This is a genomic window from Pseudomonas sp. JAI115, assembly GCF_014200835.1.
GTDB lineage: Bacteria > Pseudomonadota > Gammaproteobacteria > Pseudomonadales > Pseudomonadaceae > Aquipseudomonas > Aquipseudomonas putida_A.
In genome coordinates this window covers 40,167-53,604 of sequence record NZ_JACHCY010000008.1, presented here as the reverse complement: position 1 = coordinate 53,604, position 13,438 = coordinate 40,167, and the positions used below count along the sequence as shown (strand labels likewise).

Genomic DNA, 13,438 nt, shown 5'->3' with positions numbered 1-13,438 from the left:
TGCTAGGGACCTTTCTCCAGGCAAACGGCCTCACCCCATGATTCAAGAAACCACACCCGCCCCCGCGACACTGCCCGCCCCACTGCTGCTACCCCGACAGGACGCACACTATCAACCGCTGCTCCAGGCCATCCCGACATGGCTTAGTCAGGCTGCGGCACACAAACGCGCGGCATTGAAACGGGCCAGTCCGCTACTGCCCGCCAACCTCAAACAGGCATCACGCACCGAGCATGCAAAACTGCGCGCACTGAATGCCGCGCACTGGACCGCACACAACCGCGTCGAACGAAGCCTTGCCCGGTTGCAGGACGCCAAAGCGTTCGCCGAACCGCTGCTACGCGCCGAGATAGAAAACCGTTTTGGCCTCAAACTGGATGTCAGGCAGACCTTCCTGCGCCTGTACCTGCCCGACCATGTTCCGTGGCTGCGCATCAAATCCGGCGCCGCACGCACCTGGACCGTCTCGCTGCTGGACGCCGCGCTACACAATTTTGAAAGCAGCGAGACCAGCGCTGACGCCTTTGAGTCCGCCTCGTGTTATGTCAGTCAGCCCTCGTCCGACGGTCAGTTCAGCGTGTTGCCGAACATCCTCAAGGCGGTGCCCATCCCTGCCTTCACCCGTATGTGTCGCGAACTGGATATCGGCCGCCGCTACAACACTTATCTGCAAGACAATTTGGGCGTCAGCAATCCGCTGGTCGCAGCCGTGCTGCAACCACAGGCTTGCACGAATGACAAAGCCGCACTGGTCGCCGCCCTGCAAATGGCCTATATGCAAAAGCTGCTGGGGGCCGATGTCCATCGCCTGATCCTCGGGCTGCTCGATGGCTTGCAGCATTTGCGCCTCAATCGTCAGGCGTGGCATTGCCATGCGTTGACGATGATGAAAGTCAGCCTGACCGGCATCGTGCTGTTCGCGCCGAATCTTGAAGCTGCACACGCAGCAGCCCGAGTCGTGGTTTACATTCCCGATGACCCACAACACCCAGTCAAGGAATACGCCAGTTCCGCTGCCTTCGCTGAGGAGCTGGCGCAACGCCTGCGCGATCCGGACTATCAGGTCTTCTTCAGCCGTTTTATCGACCACGCCGAGCGCGGCGCTTTCTTCGGTCAGTTGCGGGCCTTGCTCAGCCCCGTCACCTGGCAACCCGTACCGGCCGGCGATCCACGCCCCACCTGGCGCGAGCATCCAACCGTGCGGCCTGCTCTGCAGATCTTCGCGACCCCAATCCGGGGTGAGCTGTGGGTTTACCTCTACCAGCGCAAGCTCGACAAGATGCTCAACGATGCCCGCGTCATCGCCGTCTCGACGGCCATGGTCGATCGCAAGGCGCGCTGGGCACTCTGGGATTCCTTCACGGACATCGCACAGTCTTTGCTCAACCTCGTCGCGTTCGTCGCTTTGCCATTCGTGCCATTTCTCGGCGAGCTGATGCTTGCCTACACGGCCTACCAACTGCTCGACGAGACGTTTGAAAGCATCGTCGACTGGGCCGAAGGACAACCCCGCGAAGCGTTCGCGCATTTGATCGGCGTCGTGGAGTCCATGGTGCAGGTCGGCACCTTCGCCGCCGGCGGCGCTATCGCCGTCAGCGAGTTTCGCGCGCTGTTGCCTGCCAATGTCGTCCAGTTCATCGACCGCTTCATTCCGGTGAAAACGGCCAATGGCAAGACCCGCTACTGGAAACCCGACCTGCGCCCTTACGAGTGGCCCGCCACGCTGTCCAAAGACGCCAGAACCGATGCACTGGGCCTGCAAACCCACCAGGGCAAGAGCCTGCTGGCCCTGGAAGACAAGTTGTATGCCGTCAGCCTTGACCCCGAAACGGGCGCCCATCGCATCGACCATCCGACGCGCCCCGAGGCTTACAAACCCGCACTCAGGCACAACACCGCAGGCGCCTGGCAAACCGAAATTGACCAGCCACTGGCTTGGGATCGCGCCACCGTGCTGAGCCGCAGCAGTACGCAGATGCAGCGCCTTCCCGCCGCTCTGCGGGAGCGCTTGCTGAATATCAGTGGCTGCGAGGAAAACACCCTGCGCCAGATGCACGTCGAGCGCGATCAATTGCCACCCTTACTCAGTGACACGCTGCAGCGCTGGCAGATCGATCAAGACATTCAATTGTTCATCGAGCAGATTGGCAGCTCGAATGCCGAGGATTACCTCAAGGCCGACCCGGCCACCCAACTGCAACTGCTTTTCGACAACGGCGACTGGCCTGCCGACCGAGGCTTGCAACTGATCGACCGTCAAGGCAGAACCCTGTGGCGCAGCCCCGTCGCCGATGTGCCCTTCATACAAATCGAGGGCTCACGACTGGACGATGGCGACCTGCTCAAGACCTGTCTGCAACGCCTGACAGAATCGCAACGAAGGCGGCTATTGAGCGAAGCCCTGCATACGCCCGCACCCTCGGCCGAGGCCCGCGCAACTAGCCTGCGGCGCAGCGTCGCCGAGCTGGCACAGCGCAAACGCCAAAGCCTGTTCGAGGATCGATATCGTCAGTTGCAGCGCGGCGCCAGCCCGCTGGTACAGGTACTGATGGATGCCGAACCCGGCCTGCCGAAGGCGTTGGCGCAATCGATACTGGAAACGGCAAGTGATGCCGAATACCTGCAATTACAGCGCGGAACACTCTCCGAAAGACTGGCCACTCTGACCCAGGAAACGGGTCTGCAAGTGCGCGTAACCCGAGCCTTTGAGGGGCTTGAGCTGCAAGCGACAGTCAATAATCTGGATACGGATCGGCTGGCCCTACATTCCTTGCCTCGGCTGCCGGGCTGGTCGCCGTCGATACGAATGGAGCTCAGGCACTACAGCCATAGCGGGCAACTGATCGACAGCCTCGGCGCGCAGGACGCGCTCATTCGCAAGGTGCTGGTACTGACCGAACAGGGCGACTATCAGCCGTTCGACGCTACCGGTGAGTCACTCAGCGCGCCGGGGTCACTGTATTCAAGCCTGCTGCATGCCCTGCCCGATGCAGAACGTTCGGCGCTGAACATCCACATCACGCAAGACCTGCAGCTCAAGCAGTTGATTCGTGACCACGCGCTCGACCGTCAAGCGTTGCAGGAGCTGTTGTCGCAAAACCCGCTTCGCAAACCCGCTTACGACCCAACAGTCATGCGCCTGCGTGGCGGAACCAGTGGCTATCAACGCATGCCGACCAATACGCCGACGCTGCACGCCCATGCCCACTGGCTGCTGCCGCACTTGCTGCCCGAGGAACTCAATGCATTCGTCGAGCGCCTGCAACGCCATCCGAACGGCCCGCGAGCGGAGCTGAGCCGCTTGATCACTGAACGCAACCGCCTCGACGCGGTGCTGAGTCCGTGGACTGAGGGTATTCCCCTCGTTCATCCGCAGTCCGGCGCCCGCCTCACCACCGAGCAATATGCGATCCAGCGTCATCGCCGACGGCAGATGCGGGTCGACATCCTGGACTGCTGGAAGCAGCAGGTTTCCTTGCCGGAGAACACCGAGCAGACCATCGATCTGCGCCTGTCACAGTCAATCATCGGAGAGCTGCCACAACTTGAGGTGAACTTCAGTCACGTGGACTACCTGACCATCGAAGGGGTCGGCAGCACTCAGGGTATACACGGTTTTCTGAACTGCTTCTCCGGCTTGCGTCGTCTGGCGCTGCGCAATTTCCAGCTGGGCAACCTGCCGGAGTCGATCAGCCAGTCGCCACAACTGCGCGAGCTGATTCTCAGCGACTGCAGCATCACCCTGACAGCCGAGAGCCACACAACACTGGCAGCCTTGACTCACCTGAGAACCCTGGACCTGTTCAGGAACCCGCTCGGGCTCACCCCCAATGTCGAAAAAATGCCCCGACTCAATTACATCGATGTGTCGGAGACCGGCATTTCCGAACTGCCACCCGGCCTGCTCACGCGCCCGCTATTGCGCACCGCGCTGCTCAACGACAACCAGATCCGGTCGTTGTCTCCCGCCCTTTTCGAGCTGCCCAACAACGTTCCGGAAGGCTTCGATCTGAGCGGCAATCCGATTGCCAACGCAGACCGGGAGCGCATCAAACGCCACTTCAACGACACCCGCCAGGACTTCGGCGTAATGGCCGAACAGGCTGATCTGCTGCGCGTACAGGCGCTGTACACACACATGGATCTGGAACAGGCCAGTGAATTTTTCTATCTGCTACCCGGCACCCTGACCGAGGGCCGAATCGAACTTGCACGGCTTGAGCGTGAATACAGCGACTTGAGTAGCAACCTCGCCAACTGGGCGAACGACCACCCGGCCCTACACCCGATCAGTGGCGAGCCCTTCACGATTGAGCAAGTGCTGAACGAGCACGCCGCACGTCACGAATTCAAATCGCTCATTGAGCAGTGCTGGCGCCGGGAAACCGAGCAAGACGAACCGGATCAGAACCTCCAGCCACTGCATGACTTGAACCTGGCGACAATCATCCGCGGCGACTTGCCCGTACTCAATGCCGATTTCAGCCATGTCACGCATCTGTACCTCAGAAGCCTGCCGGGTCAGACGTTTGGAATCGACAGGTTTGTCGAGACGTTCGCCAGCCTCAGAGGACTGACGATTTATCAATATCGGCTTGAACACATTCCGCCGGCGGTGTTTCGCATGGCTGAGCTGACCTATTTGTCGCTTTCACACTGCGATTTGACGCTCACGCCTCAAGCCGCCCTTGAGCTTGCGCAAATGGAGCGCCTGGATCACTTGGATCTGAGTGATAACCCGCTGGGTGAGACCCCGGATGTCAGCCAGATGACCCATCTGCAAACGCTGATGCTGGACAACAGCGGCATCACCAGCCTGCCACCGGGCCTGCTGCAACTCGAACACCTGGAAATCGCCGACCTGAGCGACAACGCAATCACCCAGGTTCCCAGCGATATCCTGGAGTTGCCAGAAGAGCGTGCGGACAAATTCAGCCTGCGGGGCAATCCGCTCTCTGAGCTCAGCGTGCAACGGCTGATCGCCTACTTCAAAAAGCACCGCATCGATTTTGGCGTGGACGCCGTCATCGAACGGGCGGAAATGGAGGTGTCCACGTCTGAAGATTCGGGGGTCGATGAGTGACGCTCAGCGGGTTCTGCCGGGGTGCGTCAACCGCGCTCCGGCGGCACTGACGACAGTTCGAACGGACTGCTGCTGCGCCGCTGGTTGCGATCTTCACGCGGCGTGGCGCCGAAGAAGTTGCGGTAGGCGCTGGAGAAATGCGGCCCGGAGGAGAAACCGCAGGACAGGCCGATCTGGATGATCGACTTGCTGGTTTGCATCAACATCTGCCGGGCCTTGTTCAGGCGCAATTCCAGGTAGTACTGGCTCGGCACGCGGTTGAGGTATTGCTTGAAGATCCGCTCCAGTTGCCGACGGGACACGCACACGTGCTGGGCGATTTCGTCGGTGGTCAGCGGCTCTTCGATGTTGGCTTCCATCAGCAGCACCGCTTGGGTGAGCTTCGGATGGCTGGAACCGAGGCGGTTCTGCAGTGGAATGCGCTGGCGTTCACCGCCCTCGCGGATGCGCTCGACCACCAGTTCTTCGGACACCGCACCGGCCAGTTCTGCCCCATGATCACGGGCCAGCACCGCCAGCAGCAGGTCGAGTACCGACATGCCGCCACACGCGGTCAGGCGATCACGATCCCAGTCGAACAGGTGACTGGTGGCGATGACTTTCGGGAAACGCTCGGCGAAATCGTCCTGCCAGCGCCAATGCACGGCCGCACGATAACCGTCGAGCAGACCGAGCTGCGCCAACGGATAGACACCGGCAGACAGACCACCGATCACGCAACCGGCCCGCACCAGTTGCTTGAGTGCGCTGCTGAGGGCCGGGGCCAGAGTGGTAGGCGGCTCGTCGGCGAGCAAAAAGAGTTTCTGGAAGTTTTCCAGCTTGCCGGTCCACGCCTCGCCCGGCAGTTGCCACGCCCCCTCGGCCGCAACGTCTGTCACGGTTTCGGCCTGGAGGAACGACAGTTCGTAAACCACCTCCGGATGCACCCGCTGAGCAACACGCAAGGCCTCCTCCGCCAGCGCCAGCGTCAAAGCTTTAGTGCTGGGCCAAATCAGGAAACCAATTCGATGGGCAGTCATGGGCGGGCAATCCGAAACGAAGAACGGTGATGAAGGCATGGGCCAATGCTAGCCCGTAAATGAACGCAAATCTCGAAACCTGCACCGATCCACTGTGGGAGCTGGCTTGCCAGCGATGGCGGTGAATCTGTACCAGAAATGCCAACTGGCCCACCGCTATCGCTGGCAAGCCAGCTCCCACAGGGATTGTAGCCAGCCTTCAGGCTGCGAAGCATGCACTATTCCGGTGCATATCGGCAGTTCTGATTACTTCAAGCTACCCGACAGGAATTGTTGCAACCGCTCGGATTGCGGATTGACCAGCACTTCGCGCGGGTTGCCGCTCTCTTCCACCACACCCTTGTGCAGGAACACCAACTGGTTCGACACTTCACGGGCGAAACCCATTTCGTGTGTGACCACGACCATGGTGCGGCCTTCCTGAGCGAGGGCCTGCATGACTTTCAGCACGTCACCGACCAGTTCCGGGTCGAGCGCCGAAGTCGGTTCGTCGAACAGCATCACTTCCGGCTCCATCGCCAGTGCACGGGCAATCGCCACACGCTGCTGCTCGCCACCGGACATGTGCCCCGGGAACGCGTCTTTACGATGGGCCACGCCAACCTTGTTCAGGTAGTGCTCGGCTTTCTCGCGGGCTTCAGCCTTGGACACGCCGAGTACGTGGACCGGCGCTTCCATGATGTTTTCCAGCGCGGTCATGTGCGACCACAGGTTGAAATGCTGGAACACCATCGACAGGCGCGAACGCATGCGTTGCAGCTGTTTTGGATCAGCGGCTTTCAGCGCGCCGTCCTTGTTCGCTACCAGTTTCAGCTCTTCGTTGTTGAGCAGGATCTTGCCCGCGTGTGGCTGCTCAAGCAGGTTGATGCAGCGCAGGAAAGTACTTTTGCCGGAGCCACTGGAGCCGATGATGCTGATCACATCGCCGGCTGCCGCTTTCAGGGACACGCCCTTGAGCACTTCGTGACTGCCATAGCGTTTATGCAGGTCTTGGACTTCAAGTTTGTACATGCGGTCGGTTCTCACAAAAACAGTCAGTCAGTCGTTGAGCAAGCGCCCGTGACGCAGCGCTTCGCGCCCCGCCACCTTGGCCAGCCAGAAACCGGGTTGGGCATAGCGCAGCCGTTCAATGGCAAACAGCACCCCGGACGTACCAGCACACACCGTGCTGACCCGATCGGACACAGGGTCGATCACTTCGAAAATCTCATCCCCAGCTTCAACCCACTCGCCGGGTTTACGCAGAAAACTCACCACACCGGGGTGCGGCGCCAACAGTAATTCAGTGCCTTCGAACGGCATGCCTTCGCACGGTTCGTTGACCGGCTTCGGCCACTCGCCAGTGATCAGGCCCTGCTCGGCGAGGAACGCCAGAATGCCTTCGGCCCACGCCACCGCATCCGCGCGGTCGGTATTGGCCTGACCGCCCAGCTCGACCGTAGTCGCCAGGCACGCCAGTGGAATTTGCGCGTCCGGGAACTGCCGCGACAGACGCAACCACGGCAACGAGCACGCTTCATCGAAGGAGCTGCCACCGGAATCTTCCGCCAGCAAACCGACCTTCACATTCAGGTGCGCGGCCAGCGAACGCCACTGCGGCCAGTGCTGCGGCAGTGCATACATGTGCAGCGCGGCTTCAGCGTCGCAGTGCAAGTCGAGCACCACATCGGCAGTGCAGGCGTGGCTGATTAAAACGCGCTGCATGCCTTGCAACTGGCTGCTTGCCTCGGGCAATGCCGCCAGATGATCGGTCATGGCCTGACGGATCAGGCGAATGTTGGCGTGCGGATCGTCACCAAGACGCTCGGCCAGCGTCGCCGCCACCGGCGCGCTCAGCTCGACGAAATCGCGGTTGAAATTCTTGCCACTGCCCGCCTCGAAACGCCCCTGATGATTGCCTTGCAGCAATTGGCCGAGGCCCAGCGGGTTCGCGACCGGCACCAGCTCGATCACGCCGTTGAGCAGGCCTTGGGCTTCGAGTTCGCCGAGGCGCTTTTTCAGCTCCCAGGCGGTGCGCATGCCCGGCAGTTCGTCAGCGTGCAGGCTGGCCTGGATGTAGGCCTTGCGCTCGCCGCTGCCGAAGCGGAAGACCGAAATCTTGCGCTCGCTGCCCAGATGACTCCACGGCAATACGTGGTCGATGCGTTCCATATCAGTGCTTCCGCGGGGCCAGGTAGCTCAACCAGCGGCGCTCGGCCAGCTTGAACAGCTTCACCAGAATGAAGGTCAGGCACAGGTAGAACACGCCGGCGGTGATGTACGCCTCGAACGGCAGGTAGTACTGCGCGTTGACAGTACGGGCCGCGCCGGTGATGTCGATCAGGGTCACGATGGACGCCAGACTGGTAGTCTGCAGCATCATGATCACTTCGTTGCTGTACTGCGGCAGTGCCCGGCGCAGGGCCGATGGCAGCAGGATGCGCTTGTACAGTTTGAAGCGCGACATGCCCATGGACTTGGCGGCTTCGATCTCGCCGTTCGGCGTGGCCTTGAGGCTGCCGGCAATGATTTCGGCGGTGTAGGCGCTGGTGTTGATCGCGAAGGCCAGGCACGCACAGAACGTCGCGCTGGACAGCCACGGCCACAAGAAGCTTTCACGTACCGCTTCGAATTGCGCCAGACCGTAGTAGATCAAAAACAGCTGCACCAGCATCGGCGTGCCGCGGATCACGTAGGTGTAGAGCCACGCGGCGCCGTTAACGATCGGGTTCTTGGAGACGCGCATCAGGCCCAGCGGCAGTGCCGCCAACAGACCGAACAACAGCGACAGCGCGAGCAGTTTGAGGGTGGTCAGCAGGCCGCCGAGGTACAGCGGCATGGCCTCCCAAATGACGTTGTAGTCGAAGATCATAGATCAGCCGCCCTTACGCCTACCGAGTAGCGCTTCTCAAGGTGACGCAGCGCCAGCAACGAGACACTGGTGATCACCAGGTACATCGCCGCCACTGCTAGGAAGAAGGTGAAAGGCTCGCGGGTGGCATCCGCCGCCTGCTTGGCCTTGAACATCATGTCTTGCAGACCGACCACCGAAATCAGCGCGGTCGCCTTGGTCAGCACCAGCCAGTTGTTGGTGAAGCCAGGAATCGCCAGGCGAATCATCTGCGGCACCATCACCCGGAAGAACACCTGAAAACTGCTCATGCCGTAGGCCATGCCCGCTTCGGCCTGGCCCTTGGGGATCGCCATGAACGCGCCACGGAACGTCTCCGACAGGTAGGCACCGAAGATGAAACCGAGGGTGCCGATACCGGCGGCCAGCGGGTTCAGGTCGATGTAGTCGTCATAGCCGAGCATCGGCGCGACGCGGTTGAGCAAGTCCTGACCGCCGTAGAAAATCAGCAGGATCAGTACCAGGTCGGGAATCCCGCGGATCACCGTGGAATACAGATCGCCCAGCCACGCCAGCCAGCGAATCGGCGACAGGCGCAACGCGACCCCGATCAGCCCGAGAACGATGGCCAGGGCCATGGACGACAAGGCGAGCTGAAGCGTCAGCCATGCGCCATCGAGGATGACAGCCCCGTAGCCTTTCAACATGATTCAGGTCCTCGAAAGTTGGGATGAAAAAATGGCGCAAACCGCAGAGATCCTGTTGCTTGCGCCATTTCTGACTTGTCGCAGAGACGTGTTACTTGCCGTAGATATCGAAGGCGAAGTACTTGTCCTGGATAGCTTTGTATTTACCGTTTTCACGGATGGCCGCGATCGCAGCGTTGATCTTGTCTTTCAGCGCGTCACCCTTGCGCACCGCGATGCCTACGCCGTCGCCGAAGTATTTGACGTCGGTGAACTGCGGGCCAACGAAGGCGAAGCCTTTGCCGGAATCAGTGTTCAGGAAGCCGTCCTGCAGCAGGGTGGCATCAGCCACGGTACCGTCGAGGCGACCGGCGGCCACGTCGAGGTAGATTTCGTTCTGCGAACCGTATGGCTTGATCTCGGCACCCAGCGGGGCCAGGACTTCGCGGGCGAAACGCTCGTGAATCGAACCACGTTGCACACCGATGTTCTTGCCTTTGAGCTCAGACAGGTTGTCGCTGACAACGGTGCCTTGCTTCATGACCAGACGAGCCGGGGTGTTGTAGTACTTGTTGGTGAAGTCCACGGATTTCTTGCGGTCTTCGGTGATCGACATCGACGACAGGATCGCGTCGATCTTGCGCACTTTCAGTGCCGGGATCAGACCGTCGAACTCTTGCTCGACCCACTGGCACTTGACCTTCATTTCTTCACACAAGGCATTGCCGATGTCGTAGTCGAAACCAACGATGCTGCCATCCGGCGCTTTCGAAGCGAACGGAGGGTAAGCCGCTTCGATACCGATCTTCAGAGGTTTTTCATCAGCGAAGGAATTCAGCGACAGCACGGACAGTGCCAGGGCGCCAAGCAGCACAAGTTTCTTCATCTTGGGACTCCATCGGTAAAGGGCAAAAACGGCAGAGTGAGCGACAGCCCAATATGCGAATGGGTGAATCGGGAAAGCGGTGCAGCATCGGTGGGAAATTTCCCATTGAAACCCTCAGAGGTTTCAACGTCAGCCACGATGAGCGAGTGATCGGCATTCTAACGACAGGCCCGAAGACGATATTTCTTCAATGCGACAACTAATTACAGATGCACAGAGAAACCCGCTTGAGCGCATTGACAGCCTTGCAAATTCATGCAAGAGCGAAAGACAGTGAACCGATCTATGCTGCAAATTGCGGGCCTATTATTCGCAAACCCTTCTAATCCGGCAAGCGCAGCGTTGTGTCTTATTTTTCACTGGGGGTTTTGAGGCTCTAAAACGGGGCATTGCGTTTCCCTTCGCCCCGGTTTGACGCGGGCGGTTACACATTCGGTTACGTGGAAGGCAGGCGGTAACAGCGGGAAATGGCTTGCGCGGGAAATCGATAATTATTGGTTGGGTGGTTTGGGTTTCTGACAGGGGAATACTGCAGCGTCTGACAGATGGCTATCGCTGGCAAGCCAGCTCCCACAGGGATTTCGATTGAGATTGAAATCCCGTTCACACCTCGGAAACCTGTGGGAGCTGGCTTGCCAGCGATGAGGCCGGCACAGCCAGCACAAAACCACCTGACACAAAAAAGCCCCACCCGGCATCACCGGACAGGGCTTTTCAATGCATCAGACCGGCTTACGCCACATTCATCGTCTTGTGCGTATCAATCAAATGCTGCACCACACCCGGATCCGCCAGGGTCGAGATATCGCCCAACCCATCGTACTCAGCCGTCGCAATCTTGCGCAGAATCCGCCGCATGATCTTGCCCGAACGGGTCTTCGGCAGCCCCGGTGCCCACTGGATCACGTCCGGCGAAGCGATCGGGCCGATCTCTTTGCGCACCCAGTTCTTCAGTTCCAGACGCAGTTGCTCGCTCGGCTCTTCGCCATTCTTCAGGGTGACGTAGACATAAATGCCCTGCCCCTTGATGTCGTGCGGCACACCGACCACCGCCGCTTCGGCGACTTTCGGGTGGGCGACCATCGCGCTTTCGATCTCGGCGGTGCCCATACGGTGGCCGGAGACGTTGAGCACGTCGTCGACACGCCCGGTGATCCAGTAGTAACCATCGGCGTCACGCCGCGCACCGTCACCGGTGAAATACATGCCACGGAAGGTCTTGAAGTAGGTGTCGACAAAGCGGTCATGATCGCCATATAGCGTACGCGCCTGACCCGGCCACGAATCGAGAATCACCAGATTGCCCTCGGCCTCGCCCTCGATGATGTTGCCGAGGTTGTCGACCAGCGCCGGTACCACGCCGAAGAACGGACGTGCCGCCGAACCCGGCTTCAGTGCATGCGCACCCGGCAGTGGGCTCATCATGTTGCCGCCGGTTTCGGTCTGCCACCAGGTATCGACAATCGGGCAACGGGACTTGCCGACATTCTTGTAGTACCAGTCCCAGGCTTCCGGGTTGATCGGCTCGCCGACCGAACCGAGCAGACGCAGGCTGCTGCCATCAGCGCCCTCAACGGCGGCGGTGCCCGAAGCCATCATCGCGCGGATCGCGGTCGGTGCGGTGTAGAGGATGTTGACCTTGTGCTTGTCGACGATCTTCGCCACCCGGGTGATGTCCGGGTAGTTCGGCACGCCTTCGAACAGCAGCGTGGTCGCGCCATTGGCCAGCGGGCCGTAGACGATGTAACTGTGGCCGGTGACCCAGCCGACGTCGGCGGTGCACCAGTAGATTTCGCCCGGACGATAGTCGAACACGCGCTCGTGAGTCATCGCCGCGTACAGCAGATAACCGCCGGTGGTGTGCTGCACGCCCTTCGGCTTGCCAGTGGAGCCGGAGGTGTAAAGGATGAACAGCGCCTCTTCGGCGCCCATCTCTTTCGGCGCGCAGACGGTGCCCGCCACTTTCATCAGGTCTTCGTACCAGATGTCGCGATGCTGGTTCCACTTGATGTCGCCACCGGTGCGCTTGCACACGATAACTTTCTGGATGCTGCTGGTTTCCGGGTTGGTCAGCGCGTCGTCGACGTTGGCCTTCAGCGAGATCTTCTTGCCGGCACGGATGCCTTCGTCAGCGGTGATCACCACTTTCGATTTGCAATCGATGATCCGCCCCGCCAGCGCTTCCGGCGAGAAGCCGCCGAACACCACCGAGTGAATCGCGCCGATCCGCGTGCAGGCCAGCATGGCGACCACGGCTTCGGGGATCATCGGCATATAGATAGTCACCACATCGCCGCGGTGTACGTCCTGACCACGCAGGGCGTTGGCCAGCTTGCACACTTGCTCGTGCAATTCGCGGTAGGTGATGTTGCGGCTTTCGGAAGGATCATCGCCTTCCCAGATGATTGCGACTTGGTCGCCGCGCTCGGCCAGATGACGGTCGAGGCAGTTGTAGGAAACGTTCAGGGTGCCGTCGGCGAACCATTTGATATCGACATGGTGATCGTCGAAGGAAGTCTGCTTCACCGTGGTGAAAGGCTTGATCCAGTCAAGACGCTTGGCTTGCTCGCGCCAGAAACCGTCAGGGTTGACGACCGACTGCTGGTACATGGCTTTGTAGGTCGCCTCGTCAGTCAGCGTATTGGCCAGAACCTCGGGACGAACGGGATACAGAGAAGCCGCACTCATCTTTCTTACCTCGGTGGAATAGTTGTTTTTGTATGACCCCGTTGTAGCCGGGCCGGCCCCATAGAACCATTCGACGATGGTAGTAACAAGCCCCTACAAAACATGGCGTTACCCAGACAGCAAGCCCGACGCACTACCCCCAAACACCCCAAACCCCTTGTAGGAGCTTGCCTGCAAGCGATCCAGACAACTCGGTTCCCCAGACAAATTGCATCGCCAGAAAACGCTCTTCCCCACCCTGACGAC

Annotated in this window: 8 protein-coding genes; 1 reads left to right on the top strand and 7 read right to left on the bottom strand. The window is 60.2% G+C overall.

Going from position 1 to position 13,438, the window contains the following annotated elements; all coding sequences use genetic code 11:
• Window positions 1-37 precede the first annotated feature (37 nt).
• The gene (locus tag HDC30_RS18670) at window positions 38-5,083 is read left to right on the top strand and encodes a leucine-rich repeat domain-containing protein (protein WP_183784341.1); all 5,046 of its coding nucleotides are present in this window, start codon (window positions 38-40) and stop codon (window positions 5,081-5,083) included.
• A 26-nt stretch (window positions 5,084-5,109) separates the two neighbouring features.
• Here the strand turns inward: HDC30_RS18670 and argR are convergent, their stop codons facing one another.
• The 7 genes from argR to acs form a co-directional block, all read right to left on the bottom strand.
• The gene (argR, locus tag HDC30_RS18665) at window positions 5,110-6,102 is read right to left on the bottom strand and encodes a transcriptional regulator ArgR (RefSeq protein ID WP_027612635.1); all 993 of its coding nucleotides are present in this window, start codon (window positions 6,100-6,102) and stop codon (window positions 5,110-5,112) included.
• A 246-nt stretch (window positions 6,103-6,348) separates the two neighbouring features.
• Window positions 6,349-7,113 (bottom strand): ABC transporter ATP-binding protein, encoded by a 765-nt coding sequence (locus HDC30_RS18660; RefSeq protein WP_003227281.1) that lies wholly within the window; start codon window positions 7,111-7,113, stop codon window positions 6,349-6,351.
• A 27-nt stretch (window positions 7,114-7,140) separates the two neighbouring features.
• Window positions 7,141-8,253, bottom strand: coding sequence for a M14 family metallopeptidase (locus HDC30_RS18655; protein WP_183784339.1), 1,113 nt, complete (start codon window positions 8,251-8,253; stop codon window positions 7,141-7,143).
• A 1-nt stretch (window position 8,254) separates the two neighbouring features.
• Window positions 8,255-8,953: an ABC transporter permease gene (locus HDC30_RS18650; protein ID WP_183784337.1), complete on the bottom strand. Its 699-nt coding sequence runs from the start codon at window positions 8,951-8,953 to the stop codon at window positions 8,255-8,257.
• Window positions 8,950-9,639 carry an ABC transporter permease gene (locus HDC30_RS18645; protein WP_003227287.1) on the bottom strand — a complete coding sequence of 230 codons (690 nt, stop codon included), beginning with the start codon at window positions 9,637-9,639 and terminating at the stop codon, window positions 8,950-8,952. The genes HDC30_RS18650 and HDC30_RS18645 overlap by 4 nt, the downstream gene beginning before the upstream one ends.
• Before the next feature lie 91 nt (window positions 9,640-9,730).
• Complete coding sequence (locus HDC30_RS18640) at window positions 9,731-10,504, bottom strand: ABC transporter substrate-binding protein (protein ID WP_027612633.1); 774 nt, start codon at window positions 10,502-10,504, stop codon at window positions 9,731-9,733.
• A gap of 732 nt (window positions 10,505-11,236) precedes the next feature.
• Complete coding sequence (gene acs / locus HDC30_RS18635; protein WP_007963105.1) at window positions 11,237-13,192, bottom strand: acetate--CoA ligase; 1,956 nt, start codon at window positions 13,190-13,192, stop codon at window positions 11,237-11,239.
• Between the last annotated feature and the right edge of the window lie 246 nt (window positions 13,193-13,438).